General features: G+C 71.4%; 17 protein-coding genes. 4 read left to right on the top strand and 13 right to left on the bottom strand.

The features are described from left to right. Positions 1-29 precede the first annotated feature (29 nt). Positions 30-686: a tRNA (adenosine(37)-N6)-threonylcarbamoyltransferase complex dimerization subunit type 1 TsaB gene (gene tsaB / locus ACIGXX_RS42660; protein ID WP_351172054.1), complete on the bottom strand. Its 657-nt coding sequence runs from the start codon at positions 684-686 to the stop codon at positions 30-32. A 108-nt stretch (positions 687-794) separates the two neighbouring features. Here tsaB and ACIGXX_RS42655 point away from each other — a divergent pair, with 108 nt between their 5' ends. Further along, entirely contained in the window at positions 795-1346 is a 552-nt protein-coding gene (locus ACIGXX_RS42655) for a hypothetical protein (RefSeq protein ID WP_361468383.1), read from the top strand. A 285-nt stretch (positions 1347-1631) separates the two neighbouring features. Here ACIGXX_RS42655 and tsaE read toward each other — a convergent pair whose 3' ends face one another. The 5 genes from tsaE to ACIGXX_RS42630 form a co-directional block, all read right to left on the bottom strand. After that, complete coding sequence (gene tsaE / locus ACIGXX_RS42650; protein ID WP_351172048.1) at positions 1632-2144, bottom strand: tRNA (adenosine(37)-N6)-threonylcarbamoyltransferase complex ATPase subunit type 1 TsaE; 513 nt, start codon at positions 2142-2144, stop codon at positions 1632-1634. An 11-nt stretch (positions 2145-2155) separates the two neighbouring features. Next, positions 2156-3376 (bottom strand): alpha/beta fold hydrolase, encoded by a 1221-nt coding sequence (locus tag ACIGXX_RS42645; RefSeq protein ID WP_383820203.1) that lies wholly within the window; start codon positions 3374-3376, stop codon positions 2156-2158. Between the two features lie 52 nt (positions 3377-3428). Further along, on the bottom strand, positions 3429-4568 hold the full coding sequence (gene alr / locus ACIGXX_RS42640) for an alanine racemase (RefSeq protein WP_399984434.1): 1140 nt from the start codon (positions 4566-4568) through the stop codon (positions 3429-3431). Positions 4569-5301: 733 nt separating this feature from the next. Further along, positions 5302-6783: an NAD(P)H-hydrate dehydratase gene (locus tag ACIGXX_RS42635; protein ID WP_399984431.1), complete on the bottom strand. Its 1482-nt coding sequence runs from the start codon at positions 6781-6783 to the stop codon at positions 5302-5304. A 72-nt stretch (positions 6784-6855) separates the two neighbouring features. Continuing rightward, on the bottom strand, positions 6856-7224 hold the full coding sequence (locus ACIGXX_RS42630) for a holo-ACP synthase (protein WP_351172039.1): 369 nt from the start codon (positions 7222-7224) through the stop codon (positions 6856-6858). Between the two features lie 100 nt (positions 7225-7324). Here ACIGXX_RS42630 and coaA point away from each other — a divergent pair, with 100 nt between their 5' ends. Both coaA and ACIGXX_RS42620 read left to right on the top strand, forming a co-directional pair. Next, positions 7325-8323 carry a type I pantothenate kinase gene (gene coaA / locus ACIGXX_RS42625; protein ID WP_351172036.1) on the top strand — a complete coding sequence of 333 codons (999 nt, stop codon included), beginning with the start codon at positions 7325-7327 and terminating at the stop codon, positions 8321-8323. 36 nt (positions 8324-8359) lie between these two features. Next, complete coding sequence (locus ACIGXX_RS42620) at positions 8360-9307, top strand: DUF389 domain-containing protein (RefSeq protein WP_351172033.1); 948 nt, start codon at positions 8360-8362, stop codon at positions 9305-9307. Here the strand turns inward: ACIGXX_RS42620 and glmM are convergent. From glmM to ACIGXX_RS42600, 4 genes are all read right to left on the bottom strand, one after another. Next, positions 9304-10662 carry a phosphoglucosamine mutase gene (gene glmM / locus ACIGXX_RS42615; protein WP_351172030.1) on the bottom strand — a complete coding sequence of 453 codons (1359 nt, stop codon included), beginning with the start codon at positions 10660-10662 and terminating at the stop codon, positions 9304-9306. The genes ACIGXX_RS42620 and glmM overlap by 4 nt on opposite strands. Positions 10663-10803: 141 nt before the next feature. Beyond that, on the bottom strand, positions 10804-11325 hold the full coding sequence (gene rpsI, locus ACIGXX_RS42610) for a 30S ribosomal protein S9 (RefSeq protein WP_249588321.1): 522 nt from the start codon (positions 11323-11325) through the stop codon (positions 10804-10806). 42 nt (positions 11326-11367) lie between these two features. Beyond that, the gene (rplM, locus tag ACIGXX_RS42605; RefSeq protein WP_351172026.1) at positions 11368-11811 is read right to left on the bottom strand and encodes a 50S ribosomal protein L13; all 444 of its coding nucleotides are present in this window, start codon (positions 11809-11811) and stop codon (positions 11368-11370) included. 219 nt (positions 11812-12030) lie between these two features. Beyond that, positions 12031-13242, bottom strand: a complete 1212-nt coding sequence (locus ACIGXX_RS42600; RefSeq protein WP_399984424.1) for a glycosyltransferase family 87 protein — start codon at positions 13240-13242, stop codon at positions 12031-12033. Positions 13243-13316: 74 nt separating this feature from the next. Here ACIGXX_RS42600 and ACIGXX_RS42595 point away from each other — a divergent pair, with 74 nt between their 5' ends. Beyond that, the gene (locus ACIGXX_RS42595; RefSeq protein WP_351172023.1) at positions 13317-14165 is read left to right on the top strand and encodes a hypothetical protein; all 849 of its coding nucleotides are present in this window, start codon (positions 13317-13319) and stop codon (positions 14163-14165) included. 15 nt (positions 14166-14180) lie between these two features. Here the strand turns inward: ACIGXX_RS42595 and truA are convergent, their stop codons facing one another. The 3 genes from truA to ACIGXX_RS42580 all read right to left on the bottom strand — a co-directional run. Then, on the bottom strand, positions 14181-15035 hold the full coding sequence (gene truA / locus ACIGXX_RS42590) for a tRNA pseudouridine(38-40) synthase TruA (protein WP_399984420.1): 855 nt from the start codon (positions 15033-15035) through the stop codon (positions 14181-14183). Positions 15036-15116: 81 nt separating this feature from the next. Further along, positions 15117-15614 (bottom strand): 50S ribosomal protein L17, encoded by a 498-nt coding sequence (gene rplQ / locus ACIGXX_RS42585; protein ID WP_351172017.1) that lies wholly within the window; start codon positions 15612-15614, stop codon positions 15117-15119. 137 nt (positions 15615-15751) lie between these two features. Further along, on the bottom strand, positions 15752-15981 hold a 230-nt coding region (locus tag ACIGXX_RS42580; protein WP_351172014.1), incomplete at its 5' end, for a DNA-directed RNA polymerase subunit alpha C-terminal domain-containing protein.

The following is a 15981-nucleotide window of genomic DNA, read 5'->3' as shown; positions in this document are numbered from 1 at the left end:
CTCGCGCAGGACGACTGTCGTCACGGATGTCACTTGGGGGTGACCACCTTGTAGTTCTTGGGGACCTGCGCGTCGGGGCGGCGCAGGTACAGCGGCCTGGGGGCCAGCAGCTCCTCGCCGGCGGCGAGCCTCTCCGCCGCGAGGGACGCGAGCGAGGCCGCCGACACGTGCTCGGGGGCGCGGGCGTCCGGGAAGGTCTCGGGGTAGAGCACCGCGCCCGCGCCGACGGCGGGCAGGCCCGCCACCTCGTCCGCGATGTCGGCGGGGCGGTCCACGGCGGCCTCGGTGAGGCGGGTGCGCGGGTCCGCGTACCGGGCCCAGTAGACCTCCTTGCGGCGAGCGTCCGTGGCGACGACGAAGGGGCCGGTCTCGATGCCGGACTCGTACGCGAGGCCGTCGAGCGTGCACACCCCGTGCACCGGCACGCCGAGCGCGAGGCCGAAGGTGTCGGCGGTCATCAGGCCGACACGCAGACCGGTGTAGGGGCCGGGGCCCACGCCGACGACGATGCCGGTCACGGCGTCGAGTCTGAGCCCCGCGTCGGCGAGCACGCGGTCGACGGCGGGGAGCAGCAGCTCGCCGTGGCGGCGGGCGTCCACCTGGCTGGAGGCTGCGACGACGGACGAGCCGTCGTGCAGCGCGACGGTGACGGCGGGAGTGGCGGTATCCAGAGCGAGCAAGAGCACGCGAATAGCCTACGGCTCCGGCGCCCGGAGCACGGCCGACCGAGGATGCCGCACACCTGCTGCTAACGTCACCCCGTAGCCGTACGGAGTACGAAGAGGGTGGCGCAGTTGTCCAGGAGCAGCTCGGGATTCGTGGCCGGGCTCACCGCCGCCGCGCTCGCCGCGGTCGGCTTCCTCGCCTACCAGGCCTCGGCCAGCGCGCCGGACTCCCTGGGCAAGAAGCCGGACAAGTCCCCCACCGCCGCCGCCTCGCGCTCCCCCAAGGACAAGGCGAACCCGACGGCGGTCCCTGCGCAGTCCGGTGCGGGCGAGCGGGTCGTCTACTCGGTGGGCGACGACCGCGTGTGGCTGGTCGCGGGATCCGGCAAGGCACAGCGCACGTTCAAGGTCACGCCGAGCACGGTGGACCCGGTCCCCGGCACGTACGCCGTCACCTCGCGCTCGGGCACCGTCACCGGAACGGACGGCGTGGCGATCGAGCACGTCGTGCGCTTCGCGAACGTGGACGGCATCGCGATCGGCTTCAGCGCGGCGGTGGACGGCTCGACGCCGAAGCCGGACCCGTCGAAGAAGACCGGCGGCATCCGCGAGTCGCGCAAGGACGGCAACGCGATGTGGGAGTTCGCGACGATCAGCAAGAAGGTCGTCGTCGTTCCCTAGGGACGTCCCCCGCGGGCGCGGGATCGCGCGGCGGTGTCGAGACCGCGCTGGCGGCCGCGCAGGACGCCAGCAGATCGCGCATGGAAATCCCCGATGGCCCCGACAGCCCGTGCGGCCGGGGCTGTGCGTCACGTTCTGAAGCCGACATGGATGCCTCCTGGGCTCCGGGGGCAGACGTGGTTAGGTAGACCTAACCAGTACCGGTATCCATGTGACCACGCCCGGAGCGCGCCGCGCAACATCTTGCCGACGGCTTGTCGGATAGTTCGGGCGAAAAGACGAGGCTCAGGCCGACAGCAGCGTGAGGTCGGCCTCGGCCCACCGCGTTCCGACGCCGGTCAGCGCCACTTCGCGCACCTCGTCCGTGGTGTCGCCGACGGCACGGTCGATGACGACGTGCAGCCGGTCGTCGGAGAGCTCCTCGACCTTGCCGTCGCCCCACTCCACGACGATCACCGATTCGGGCAGCGAGACGTCGAGGTCGAGGTCCTCCATCTCGTCGAGCCCGCCGCCCAGGCGGTACGCGTCCACGTGCACCAGGGGCGGGCCGTCGGAGAGGGACGGATGGACGCGGGCGATGACGAAGGTGGGGGACGTGACGGCGCCCCGGACGCCGAGGCCCTCGCCCAGGCCGCGGGTCAGTGTCGTCTTGCCCGCGCCGAGCTCGCCGGTCAGCATCACGAGGTCACCGGGGCGCAGCAGCTTGGCCAGGCGGCGGCCCAGGTCGCCCATCTGCTCGGGGGAGGTGACGGTGATGCCCAGCGTGTTCACGGGGGCCGGGTTGTGCGGTGCTTCCATGCCCACCCACGTTAGCCGCTGGAGGTGCGTGCATCGGCCGCCGTGGGAACGGCGCCCACGCGGCCGAGGAGGTCCGCGAGGCGGTCCGTGACCACTTCGGGGTGCTCCAGCATGACCAGGTGCCCGGCGTCCGGGACGAGCACGAGCTCGGCGTCCGGGAGCAGATCGGCGATGGCCTCGCTGTGCTCGCTGGGCGTGACCAGGTCCTTGTCACCGGCCAGGACCAGCACCGGAAGCTCGGCGAAGTGCTTCAGCGCCTCCGTCTTGTCGTGCTCGGCGAACGCCGGGTAGAACTCCGCGACCACGTCGATGGGCGTCGACTCGATCATCCGCTCGGCGAACCGCGAGATCGCCGGGTCCACGTCCCTGGACGAGAACGAATAGCGTTTGATGATGCCGGCGAAGAGGTCCGCGGTGGCCCGCCGCCCCTTCTCCACCAGCTCGGCCTGCGAGCCGAGCGCCTTCAGGACACCCGGCAGCACGCGCCGCACGGCGTTCATCCCGGCGACCGGCAGACCGAAGTTGACGCTGCCGAGCCGCCCGGACGACGTACCGATCAGAGCGACGCCGACGACGCGCTCGCGGATCAGCTCGGGGAAGTGGTCGGCGAGGGCCATCGTCGTCATGCCGCCCATGGAGTGCCCGACCAGGACCAGCGGCCCCTCGGGCGCCGCCGCGTCGATGACGGCCTTCAGGTCACGCCCCAGCTGGTCGATGGAGACCGGCGTCCCGTCCGTGAGCTGCGCCGCGCCGCGCCCCGACCGGCCGTGGCTGCGCTGGTCCCAGTACACACAGCGCACGACGCCGCGCAGGGCCGCCCGCTGGAAGTGCCAGGAGTCCTGGCTCAGGCAGTAGCCGTGGCTGAAGACGACGGTGACGGGAGCGGGGGCCTTGCGCCCGAAGAGCCTGCGCCGACGCGGTGCCTGCGCGCTGTCGGCCGAGGCCTTGTCGACCTCGTCGACCTCGTACGACAGCTCGGTGCCGTCGTCCGCGTACGCCTGGCCCGGCATGCCGCGCAGCGAGCCGTAGGGCCCGGACGCGTCGAGTGCGAGCCGCGCCTTCTTGCGCATGCCCCGGCCGACGGTCAGCCGCTCGATGGCGACACCGGCCGCGGCGCCCGCGGCGACGACACCAATCGCGGCACCGGCGAAGCCGGCCCTGCGCCAGTTCCCGGCCGCCTCGGCGACTTCCGTCACCGCTTGTGCGGCCGCCCCCGTGCTGGTCTCGCTCACGTGCCGCTCCTCCTCAGTCGCCTGGCCGCTCTCTCCGGTCGCCCGCTGCCGGTCACTCGTTCACATAGACGCGCGGAACGCGCGATCCGATGCGGGTGACGATCTCGTACGCGATGGTGCCCGCCGCCTGTGCCCAGTCCTCGGCGGTCGGCTCACCCCGGTCGCCGGGGCCGAACAGGACGGCTTCGGAGCCCACGGCGGGCTCGTCACCACCGAGGTCGACCACGAACTGGTCCATCGCGATGCGCCCCGCGACCGTCCGCAACTTGCCGCCGACGAGCACGGGTCCGGTGCCGGACGCGTGCCGCGGGACCCCGTCCCCGTACCCCACCGGGACGAGCCCCAACGTCGTCTCACCGGGTGTGACGTAGTGATGCCCGTAACTCACGCCATGACCCCCCGGAGCGTGCTTCACGAGGGCGAGCGAGGCGCTGAGCCTCATGACGGGCCGCAGGCCGAACTCCTCCGGGGTGCCCACCTCGGGGCTGGGCGAGATGCCGTACATCGCGATCCCGGGACGTACGAGATCGAAGTGGGTCTCCGGGAGCGTGAGCGTGCCGGGCGAGTTGGCGATGTGCCGCACCTCGGGCCGGATGCCGCGCTCCTCGGCGGCGGCGACCATCTCGCGGAACAGCGCGAGTTGGGCGGCGATGGACGGATGCCCCGGCTCGTCAGCACACGCGAAGTGCGACCAGAGGCCGGTGACGCGCACCAGGCCCTCGGCCTCGGCCTGCATCGCCTGCGAGACGAGCTCGGGCCAGTCGGCGGGCATGCAGCCGTTGCGCCCCAGCCCGGTGTCGGCCTTCAGCTGGATGCGCGCGGTGCGGCCCGCGGCCCGCGCGGCGGCGGACACTTCGCGCAGCGCCCAGAGCCCGCTCACCGACATGTCGAGATCGGCCTCGACGCCCTCGCGCCAGGGCCCGCCCGGGGTCCACAGCCAGCACATCAGACGCCCCCGGATACCGGCGGCCCGCAGCGCGAGCGCCTCCTCGGGGGTCGCGGCGCCCACCCAGGTGGCGCCCGCCTCGACGGCGGCCCGGGCACAGGGCACCATCCCATGGCCGTACGCGTCGGCCTTCACTACGGCCATGAAGGCGGCGCCTGGTGCGTGGGCGCGCAGAGTCCGCACGTTGGCCCGGAGGGCGGCCAGGTCGATCTCGGCGCGGGCACGCAAGGGTGCGGTCTCAGTCATAACGCCGACCAGTGTCTCAGAGCCCGCTGACACCCCGGCAGCCGCGCGCCTCAGGCCCCGGGCCTGCGCCCCCACGCATAGACCCGGTCGCCCTTGTGCGGCGTCTTCCACAGGGCACGCGCGTCATCGACCCACATGTTCACGCAGCCGCGTGAACCAGGGGGCTCAGCCTCACCCGCAACGAACAAGCCTTTCCCACCCACCCGATTACCCCGGAGCAACGAGCGAATCGCCGCAGGCGGCAACGCGACGCGAGGGGACGCGCCGGTATGTCCGCCCGGAGCACGGCTCCCGACACTCCGGTGCCGAAGCACCCAAGCGGCCACCCGACGATAGCGAGGACGGACATACCGGCACGGCCCCGCACCCACCAGCCGGACCGGGACCGCAGCACGCCCCCACGACCCGCAGGCGGCAGCGCGACGCGAGGGGACGGGCCGGTATGTCCGCCCGGAGCACGGCTCCCGACACTCCGGTGCCGAAGCACCCTCGCGGCCACCGGACGATAGCGAGGACGGACATACCGGCGCGGCACCGCACCCACCCACGGACCGACCCCGCAGCACGCCCCCACGCCCCGCAGTCGGCAGCGCGACGCGAGGGGACGGGCCGGTATGTCCGCCCGGAGCACGGCTCCCGGCACTCCCCCGCCGAAGCACCCACGCGGCCACCGGACGATAGCGAGGACGGACATACCGGCACGGCCCCGCATCCCCAGCCGGACCAGCCCCGCCTAGCGCCGTACATCCCGCCAAGCCGCAGGAATCGCCTCCGCCACGTCCTGTGCCCCCACCGGCGCCCCATCCGCCGCATGCCGCCCGGCAAGGCCGTGCAGATACGCCCCCACCGCCCCCGCGTCCTCCGCACCGAGCCCCGCCGCCAGCAGCGCACCCGCCAGCCCCGAAAGGACGTCCCCGCTGCCCGCCGTGGCGAGCCAGGGCGTCCCGGTCGGGTTCACCCGCACCGCCGCACCACCAGAAGGCCCAGGCGCCGCGACCAGCGTCGTGGACCCCTTCAGAAGCACCGTCGCCCCATACCGCCCCGCCAACTCCCGCACAGCGTCCAGGCGTCCCCGCTCGACCTCCTCCCGCGCCACCCCCAACAGCGCGGCCGCCTCCCCCGCATGCGGCGTCAGCAACGTAGGCGCGCTCCGACCCCGCACCGCCCCCGCATCGGCCAGCCGCAACCCGTCAGCGTCGATCAGCACCGGCACATCCGCCCCGACCACGTCCGCCAGCCGCTCGGCATCGTCCCCGAGCCCGGGACCGGCCACCCAGGCCTGCACCCGCCCCGCCTTGGACGGCGGCCCCGCGGAGACGAGGGTCTCCGGGAAGCGGGCGATCACCGCATCCGCCGCATGCCCCACGTACCGCACCGCCCCGGCCCCGCCCCGCAACGCACCGGCGACGGCAAGCACCGCCGCCCCCGGGTAGCGGGCCGACCCGGCGACGATCCCCACGACACCCCGCCGGTATTTGTCGCTCTCCCCGGTGGGCATGGGCAGGAGCGAGGCCACATCGGCGTACTGAAGGGCCTCCACCTCACCACCAGCACCCCCACCAGCACCCCCACCGGCGCCCCCGCCAGCACCCCCACCCAGCTCAAGCCCGATGTCCACCAGCCGCACCACCCCCGCGTACTCCCGCCCGGGATCGATCAACAGCCCCGGCTTGTACGCCCCGAAGGTCACCGTCACATCGGCCCGCACCGCCTCGCCGACGACCACCCCGCTGTCCGCGTCGACCCCGCTCGGCAGATCGACGGCGACCACGGGCACACCCAACTCCCGTACAGAACCGACGAGTTGGGAAGCCGCGGCCCGCAGCCCGCCCTTGCCCCCGATGCCCACGATCCCGTCGACGACAAGACCGGCCCCGCGGAGAACCCCCTCGGCCCCGTCGGGCGCGACCACCCGCCCCCCGGCCCTGCGCAACGCGCGGAGCCCACCCTCATGCACCCGTTCGGGCGAAAGCAGCACCGCGGAAACCCCCGCCCCGCGCCGCGCGAGCCGCGCCCCGGCGTACAGCGCGTCGCCCCCGTTGTCCCCGCTCCCCACGAGCAGCACGACCCGGGAGCCGTACACCTTGCCGAGCACCTCGGCACAGACCACCGCGAGCCCCGCCGCGGCCCGCTGCATCAGGGCACCTTCCGGCACCCGCGCCATCAACTCCCGCTCCGCGGCCCTGACCGTCTCCACCGAGTACGCAGTACGCATACCCCGAGTGTCACCCAGCACCGCACACAGCGCCTACCCCCAGCGATCAGCCGCGAGCACCGCACACAGCGCCTACCCCTCAGCGATCACCACAGCCGAAGCCACCCCCGCGTCATGGCTGAGCGAGACGTGCCACGACCGCACCCCCAGCTCGGCGGCCCGCGCGGCCACCGTCCCCTTCACCCGCAGCCGCGGCTGCCCGCTCCCCTCGACGAACACCTCCGCGTCCGTCCACCGCAGGCCCCCCGGCGCCCCCAGCGCCTTGGCCAGCGCCTCCTTGGCCGCGAACCGCGCCGCCAGCGAGGCGATCCCCCGCCGCTCCCCGCTCGGCAGCAGCAACTCCCGCTCCACGAAGAGCCGCCCTGCCATCCCCGCCGTACGCGCCAGCGCCGCCTCGAACCGCTCGATCTCGGCCACGTCGATTCCGACCCCAATAATCACGAGCAGCAGCCTACGAGGCCGGGCACCCTAACGGTTCAAGCCCCGCGGGGGGTGACGCACCCCACCCCCCGGCCCGTTCAAACAGCCGTAACAATGGACTGTGATCTCTTCGGTCTCCGAACCCCCGCCGACCGCGCGGAGCGCCCACCGGCACCGGCCGGAGGCGACTCCCTACGTCGACCTCACCCGCACCGAGTGGAGCGCACTGCGTGACAAGACGCCGCTTCCCCTGACCGCCGCGGAGCTGGAGAAGCTGCGCGGCCTCGGCGACGTCATCGACCTGGACGAGGTGCGGGACATCTACCTCCCGCTCTCCCGCCTCCTGAACCTCTACGTGGGCGCCACGGACGGCCTGCGCGGCGCGCTCAACACCTTCCTCGGCGAGAAGGGCTCCCAGTCGGGCACGCCCTTCGTCATAGGAGTCGCGGGCTCCGTGGCCGTCGGCAAGTCGACCGTCGCGCGCCTCCTGCAGGCCCTCCTCTCCCGCTGGCCCGAGCACCCCCGCGTCGAGCGCGTGACGACGGACGGCTTCCTCCTGCCCACCAAGGAGCTTCAGGCCCGCGGCCTGATGTCCCGCAAGGGCTTCCCGGAGTCGTACGACAGAAGGGCCCTGACCCGCTTCGTCGCGGACATCAAGGCGGGCAAGGACGAGGTGACGGCGCCCGTCTACTCCCACCTGATCTACGACATCGTGCCGGACCAGCGCCTGACGGTCCGCCGCCCCGACATCCTCATCGTCGAGGGCCTGAACGTCCTTCAGCCGGCCCTGCCCGGCAAGGACGGCCGCACCCGCGTGGGCCTCGCCGACTACTTCGACTTCAGCGTGTACGTGGACGCGCGCGCCGAGGACATCGAGCGCTGGTACCTGAACCGCTTCAAGAAGCTGCGCGACACGGCGTTCCAGGACCCGTCCTCGTACTTCCGCAAGTACACCCAGGTCTCGGAGGAAGAGGCCCTGGACTACGCCCGTACGACCTGGCGCACGATCAACAAGCCCAACCTCCTGGAGAACGTGGCCCCCACCCGCGGCCGGGCCGCCCTGGTCATCCGCAAGGGCGCCGACCACAAGGTGCGCAAGCTGAGCCTGCGCAAGCTCTGACCTCCAGGGTCCCCAAGGCCCGGCTACCCTGCGCCCATGCTGCATCTACGCCTGATCACCCCGGCGGACAAGACGGACGACGTGGTGCGCCTGATCGAGAAGACGATCGGCGCCACGCACCTCGCCGTCATGCCGGGAGCGGCCCGCGACCCCGAGGGTGACGTCGTGATGTGCGACGTCGCCCGGGAGGCGGGCGACACGCTGATCGGCGGCCTGCGCGCCCTGGGCATCGACAAGTCGGGCTCGATCGCGCTGGAGAACATCGACCTCTCGCTCTCCCGGCGCGCGGACGAGGCGGAGGACGACGCACCGGGCGAGGGCGCCGACGCGGTCCTGTGGGAACAGCTCTCCGACGTGACGCACGAGGAATCGACGCTGTCGATCACGTACGTGGCCTTCATCACGCTGGCCACGATGATCGCGGCCTGCGGCGTGGTGCTCGACAACGCGATCCTGATCGTCGGAGCGATGGCGGTGGGCCCGGAGTTCGGCCCCCTGGCGGGCTTCTGCACGGCCATCGTGCAGCGTGCGCCGCGCCTCGCGCTGCGCTCGCTGATCGCGGTCCTGGCGGGCTTCGCCATCGCCATGGCGGTGACGGTCGGCTTCAGCTTCTTCATGGACGCCGTCGGCCTGTTCACCGAGAAGCAGCTGGACCAGGAGCGCCCCAACACCGGCTTCGTGTACGCGCCCGACTGGTTCTCGTTCGTCGTGGCCGTCCTCGCGGGCGCGGCGGGCACGCTCTCGCTGACCTCGGCGAAGTCGGGTGCCCTGGTCGGCGTCGCGATCTCGGTGACCACGGTCCCCGCGGCCGCCAACGCGGCGGTGGCGCTCAGCTACGGGGACGCGCGCCAGACCCAGGGCTCCACCGAACAGCTCTTGCTCAACCTGCTGGGCATCGTCCTGGCGGGCACCCTCACGCTGCTGGCCCAGAAGTTCTTCTGGGCCAGGCAGCACGAGCGCACCGCCAAGTCACAACTGACCTAGCCCAGCGCGGACTTCACCACATCGGCGAGCCGCCCGGCCACGGACCGGGCCTGGTCGATGTCGGCGGCCTCGACCATGACGCGCACCAACGGCTCCGTGCCGGACGAACGCAGCAGCACCCGTCCCGTGGCGCCCAGTTCGCGCTCGGCCTCGGTGACGGCGGCCGACAGCTCGGCGGAGGTGGTGACCCGCGACTTGTCGACGTCGGGCACGTTGATCAGGACCTGCGGAAGCCGCTCCATGACCCCGGCGAGGTCGGCGAGGCTGCGCCCGGTCTCGGCGACGCGCGCCGCGAGCAGCAGACCCGTCAGCGTGCCGTCACCCGTGGTCGCGTGGTCGAGGATGATCACGTGCCCGGACTGCTCGCCGCCCAGCGCGTAGCCGTGCTGCTTCATCGACTCGAGCACATAGCGGTCGCCGACGGCGGTCTGCACCAGGGAGAGACCCTCGCGCTCCATGGCGATCTTGAAGCCGAGGTTCGACATGACCGTCGCGACGACGGTGCCCTCGCGCAGCGTGCCGTGCTCGCGCATGGCGAGCGCCAGGACGGCGAGGATCTGGTCCCCGTCGATCTCGGCACCCGTGTGGTCCACGGCGAGGCAGCGGTCCGCGTCGCCGTCGTGCGCGACACCGAAGTCGGCGCCGTGCTCGACGACGGCGGCCTTCAGGAGGCCCAGGTGCGTGGATCCGCAGCCGTCGTTGATGTTCAGGCCGTCCGGCTTGGCGCCGATCGTGATGATCTCGGCACCGGCGCGCGCGAACGCCTCGGGCGAGACGCGGGCGGCGGCTCCGTGCGCCTCGTCGAGGACGATCTTCAGTCCGTCGAGGCGGTTGGGCAGCACGCCGAGGAGATGCGCCACGTACTGGTCGAGGCCCTGGTCGTACGTCTGAACACGGCCGACGCCCGCGCCCGTGGGGCGCTGCCAGGGATTACCGGTGCGGTGCTCCTCGTACACGGACTCGATGCGGTCCTCCAGCTCGTCGGCCAGCTTGTGGCCGCCGCGCGCGAAGAACTTGATGCCGTTGTCCGGCATGGCGTTGTGGCTCGCGGAGAGCATCACGCCGAGGTCGGCGCCCAGCGCACCGGTGAGATGCGCCACCGCGGGGGTGGGCAGCACACCGACGAGCTGGACGTCCACGCCCGCGCTCGCGAGACCGGCGACCACCGCGGCCTCCAGGAACTCGCCCGACGCGCGGGGGTCCCTGCCGACCACCGCGACCGGCCGATGGCCCTCGAACGTGCCCACTTCGCCGAGCACATGAGCCGCTGCCACGGAGAGCCCGAGCGCGAGCTCGGCCGTCAGATCCGCGTTGGCGACACCGCGCACGCCGTCCGTGCCGAAGAGTCGTCCCACTGCTGTCCTCCTCCGGACTTCTACCCCGGGATCACCGGGGTCCCGACCCGGGATCACCAGGATCACCAGGTTTCCGATAAACGAACGCCCCGGCAGCACACAACGTGCCGCCGGGGCGAACGAAAAGTACAAGCAGGCAGATTAGCGCTTGCTGTACTGCGGAGCCTTGCGGGCCTTCTTGAGACCGGCCTTCTTGCGCTCGACCGCACGGTCGTCACGCTTGAGGTAACCGGCCTTCTTGAGGGCGGCGCGGTTGTTGTCGACGTCGGCCTCGTTCAGCGCACGGGCGACACCGAGTCGGAGCGCACCGGCCTGACCGGAGACGCCGCCACCCGAGATGCGGGCGATGACGTCGTAGCGGTTGTCGAGCTCGAGCACCTTGAAGGGCTCGTTGACTTCCTGCTGGTGGACCTTGTTCGGGAAGTAGTCCTCGAGCGTGCGCCCGTTGACCTTCCACTTGCCGGTGCCCGGGACGATCCGGACGCGGGCGATGGCGTTCTTGCGACGGCCCAGGCCGGCGGCCGGCTGCGGGTCGCCGAAGCGCGCGGCGTTCGACTCCGAGGTGTACTCGCCCTCGACGGGCGCCTCGGACTCGGTGGTGTACTGCTCTACGTCAACAACCTCGGTCTCTTCGACCGGCTGCTCAACGGTGGTCTCGGCCACGATTCTCCTCAGAATTCTTTACGTCTTTGGGGGTGGCCGGAACTACTGCGCGACCTGGGTGATCTCGAACGGGACCGGCTGCTGAGCGCCGTGCGGGTGCTGGTCACCCGCGTAGATCTTCAGCTTCGAGAGCATCTGACGGCCCAGGGTGTTCTTGGGGATCATGCCCTTGATGGCCTTCTCGACGGCCTTCTCGGGGTTCTTCGCAAGAAGCTCGTCGTAGCGGACGGAACGCAGACCGCCCGGGTACCCGGAGTGGCGGTACGCCATCTTCTGGGTCTTCTTGTTGCCGGACAGGTGAACCTTGTCGGCGTTGATGATGATGACGAAGTCGCCCATGTCCATGTGGGGGGCGTAGATCGCCTTGTGCTTGCCCCGCAGGAGGTTGGCGGCAGTGGTCGCCAGACGGCCCAGGACGATGTCCTGAGCGTCGATGACGTGCCACTGGCGGGTCACATCGCCGGGCTTGGGGCTGTACGTACGCACTTCGTAGCCTTCGCTTCTTCAGTGGATGGGGTCCAGACACACGGCACCCCAGAAGCGATCTTGGCGATCATGCAGCTGGGGCTCACAATGCCGGGGACGCTGCCCGTATGCGAGCCACTGGTAACTGCTCCAGGGAACCTACGTAAGGCCCTTCGCGTGAGAACGACGAAGCCAATACGTATAACAATCCCCGAGAGTACCCGCAGCGCCCCGCACGGGTCAAAACGCGGACCTGGAGACCGGCACCGCCGACTCCACCGCCTCGGGCGGTTCTGCGCCATCCAGGGTAACCGCCCCGTGCCGCAGACAGGAGCGGGCGACCGTGAAGGCCAGCACACACAGGGTGACGCAGTCCCTGAAGGCCCGCCGGGTGCCGGGTTCCAGCCAAGGCCAGGTGAACCCGGGAATCTGCGGGACGAGCGCCAGCCAGAACCACTTCCCCCGGGCCACGGCCCCCGGCACGAGCGCCCCCGCGAGCAGCAGCGGCACGACAACGAGCAGATAGTGGTCGTACGACGGCCTGGAGACCAGGAACGCCGCCAGCATCAGCATCACGGCCGTCTCGACCACCCGCGGCTCCCTGGGCCCCCCGCCGTCCCGCCAGCGCCGCCACGCGCACCACACCCCCGCTGCCGCCGCCGCGAGGGCGAGCAGCGTCGCCGCCCCCTGCGGCACGCCGAGCCGCGGCAGGATCGCGGCGGGCGACGCCTCGTAGAGCCGTACGAAGCTGTCGTCGCCCCGCAGCAGGAACGGCAGCGTCCGCGTGAAGAACCCCGCCGGGTCCGGCATCACGAGCGCCGCCCCCACCGACACCACCGTCGGCACGAGCACCGCGCCCCCGAGCGCACGCCACCGCCGCGCGAAGACGAAGAGCAGCACCACGGGCGCGAGCAGCGGCTTCACGGCCACGGCGGCCCCGATCACGAGACCCGCGACGAGCCACCTCCCCCGGCACACCAGGAGCAGCGCGAGCGGCAACGCGGCCGCCGACGCCACGGTCCAGTTGCCGAGCTTGATCAGGTGCCCGAACGGCGCGAACCCCAGGGCGAGCGCGAGCAGCCCAAGCACCGCGAACCGGCTGCGCCACGCCACCGCGTGGATCCGCAGCGCACACCCCCAGCCGAAGACCAGGCAGGCCGTGACCCCCGCCGGGACGAGGAACCGCACCACGGCCTGCGGCAGCAGCGCCTGCGGCACCGCGGCGAGCACCGCGCCCGGCAGATAGAGGAAGTGCCGGTCGGCATAGGGCGAACGCCCATCGAGCCAGGCCTCCGCCGCCCGCACCACGATGGCGTTGTCCATCCCGCCGTCCGAGCTCTTCAGCCCCACCCGGACGACCGCGGCGAGCAGCACGGCTCCCAGCGCCGCCCAGGCGTGCCAGGTCACCGGCCGCGACAACCACCCACTAACAGCTGCTTTGCCCGTATTCATAGGGATCAGGCTAGGCCGGGCCCCTCCCCCGGCCCCCGCTCAACATCCCCAACTCCCCGTCTAAGATGCGGCGCATGAGCTTTGGGCAAGGGGGACCTCAGTGGGGTCCAGGGGATTCACAGACCCCTGACTGGGCGGCGCTCGCCGAGGCGTCCGAATCGCGCACCCGGCGCCGCAAATGGCTGATGATCGGCGGCGGCGCGCTCGCCACCGTCGTGGTCGCGGCCGCCGTCGCCGTCGCGGTCGTCTCCGCGAACAGCGACAACACCTCCGCGTCGAACAAACCGGCCAGCGAGCTGCCCTCGACCGCGGACATCCCCGGCGCGAGCACGAACCCGGGCCCGTCCTTCGAGGAGACGACGCCGCCGCCCCCGCCGGACCCCAAGGAGTTCATCTCCAGCGCCAAGAAGGACAAGGCGCCGCTCAGCGCCGACACGCTCTTCCCCGGCAAGTCGCTGACCTCGGGCGACCGCGTCTACAAGAAGGGCGCCACGAACGGCACGAAGAAGTGCGCGAGCGTCACGCAGGCCAAGCTCGGCGCGATCCTCACCAAGAACGACTGCACGCAGCTCTTCCGCGCCAGCTACGTGAAGGACAACATCGCCGTCACGGTCGGCGTCGCCGTCTTCGACACGGCGGCCCAGGCCGCCAAGGTCAACGAAGAGGCGAAGGAAGGCCTGGTCCTCTCGCTGTCCGGCAAGGGCGTGCCCGCCTTCTGCCGCACGGCGGTCTGCCGCGGCACCTACAACGCCTACGGCCGGTACGCCTACTTCACGACGTCCGGCTTCACCAGCGACAAGGACGTCACGACCAAGGAGCGCAAGGTCTACACGACCGGCGACGACCTCGCCCGCTTCGCCTTCGGCCAGATCAACCGGCGGGGCGAGGCCCAGGCCTCCGCCGCGGCCAACGCCCCCGAGTAGCCCGGCGGTCGGGGCTCAGCAGCACCCGGCGCCGGGCAACGTCCGCTTGTTGCGCGCCTCCTTGGCACGTGCGGCGAGCAACTCGTCGGCCGGGTAACCGACTTCCTCAAGGGTCAGTCCGTGCGGCCGTACGACATGCACGGCGGAGTCCCGCACCCCGGCGGCGAGCACCTTGGCCGGCCACTCCACGGGCCGGTGCCCGTCGCCCACGAACAGCATGGCCCCGACCAGGGACCGCACCATGTTGTGGCAGAAGGCGTCGGCCCGCACGGTCGCCTCGAGAATCCCGTCGTCCCGCCGCTCCCAGCGCAGTTCCTGGAGCGTACGGATGGTCGTGGCGCCCTCGCGCTTCTTGCAGTAGGCCGCGAAGTCGTGCTCACCGACGAGCTTCTCGGCGGCGGCGTTCATCGCGTCGAGGTCCAACTCCCAGTCGTGCCACAGCACATGACCGCGAAACAACGGGTCGACGCCGCCCGGGTGGTCGGTCACGCGATAGGCGTAACGCCGCCACACGGCCGCGAACCGCGCGTTGAACCCCGCCGGGGCCTCGGCCACCTTCCAGACCCGCACGTCGTGCGGCAGCCGCCCGGCGAGCCTGCGCAGCAGCTTGTCGCTGTGCTCGGCCCACACGCTCTCCGGCAGATCGACGTGGGCGACCTGCCCCCGCGCGTGCACTCCGCTGTCGGTCCGCCCCGCGACGGTCAGCTCGTACGTCTCCTGCGACCGCGTCACGGTCCGCAGCGCGTCCTCGATCTCACCCTGGACGGTCCGCTGCCCCTGCCGCTGCTTGGCCCAGCCGGAGAAGTCCTTGCCGTCGTACGAAAGGTCGAGACGCACCCGCACGAACCCGGGCTCTACTTCATCACTCACAGAACAGATCCTCTCAGGAAGCCGACCACGCGAAAGCGGGCCCGCCCCGAAGGGCGGACCCGCTCACAGCAAGGCAGAGCCTCAGGCGTCCTTGGACTCCTCGGCAGCGTCCTCAGCCGGCTTCGCGTCCTCGACGGGCGCGTCGTCCTTCTTGAGGGCGTCTTCCTTGACGGCGCGCTTCGTGGCGGCCTCGGCCTCACCGGTGGCGGCCTGCGCCACGGTCAGGGCCTCGACAAGCTCGATGATCGCCATGGGCGCGTTGTCGCCACGACGGTTACCGATCTTGGTGATACGGGTGTAACCGCCGGGGCGGTTCTCGTAGCGCGGGCCGATCTCCGTGAAGAGCGTGTGCACGATGCTCTTGTCGGTGATCACCTGAAGCACCTGACGGCGGTTGTGAAGGTCACCCTTCTTCGCCTTGGTGACCAGACGCTCCGCGTAGGGACGCAGACGACGGGCCTTCGCCTCGGTGGTGGTGATGCGGCCGTACTCGAAGAGCTGCTTGGCGAGGTTCGCCAGAAGAAGCTTCTCGTGCGCGGCGCTGCCGCCCATACGGGCACCCTTGGTGGGCTTCGGCATGGTGTTTCTCCTTGTTGTCTGCCCCGGCCGTATCAGGTACCGGAGTCAGTGGCACGCGCCCCGACAAGGGGCGCGAGGAACTGCGCGAGCAACCGAACCGCACGCGCAGCCAAAATCAAACCGTCGGGCCCGAGCTCTTAGTACTGCTCGGTCTCGACGAACCCGGCGTCCGCGTCGTCGTCGGCGCCGAAGGCGTCGGCGGCGGCGGTCGGGTCGAAGCCGGGAGGCGAGTCCTTCAGCGCGAGACCCATGCCGTTCAGCTTCATCTTGACCTCGTCGATCGACTTCGCACCGAAGTTGCGGATGTCGAGCAGGTCCGCCTCGGAGCGGGCCACGAGCTCGCCCACGGAGTGGATGCCCTCGCGCT

The sequence above is a fragment of the Streptomyces sp. NPDC055243 genome (assembly GCF_044544025.1).
Lineage (GTDB): Bacteria > Actinomycetota > Actinomycetes > Streptomycetales > Streptomycetaceae > Streptomyces.
Note: the sequence above shows the minus strand (reverse complement) of the source record. Positions and strands in the feature narration are given on the sequence as shown.

Bases quoted from the DNA above. Each gene is read 5' to 3' on its own strand.
- ACIGXX_RS42620 (WP_351172033.1), top strand. From the start codon at position 8,360: ATGCTGCATCTACGCCTGATCACCCCGGCGGACAAGACGGACGACGTG.
- rplQ (WP_351172017.1), bottom strand. From the start codon at position 15,614: ATGCCGAAGCCCACCAAGGGTGCCCGTATGGGCGGCAGCGCCGCGCAC.
- ACIGXX_RS42635 (WP_399984431.1), bottom strand. From the start codon at position 6,783: ATGCGTACTGCGTACTCGGTGGAGACGGTCAGGGCCGCGGAGCGGGAG.
- tsaE (WP_351172048.1), bottom strand. From the start codon at position 2,144: ATGGAAGCACCGCACAACCCGGCCCCCGTGAACACGCTGGGCATCACC.
- ACIGXX_RS42595 (WP_351172023.1), top strand. From the start codon at position 13,317: ATGAGCTTTGGGCAAGGGGGACCTCAGTGGGGTCCAGGGGATTCACAG.
- ACIGXX_RS42600 (WP_399984424.1), bottom strand. From the start codon at position 13,242: ATGAATACGGGCAAAGCAGCTGTTAGTGGGTGGTTGTCGCGGCCGGTG.
- alr (WP_399984434.1), bottom strand. From the start codon at position 4,568: ATGACTGAGACCGCACCCTTGCGTGCCCGCGCCGAGATCGACCTGGCC.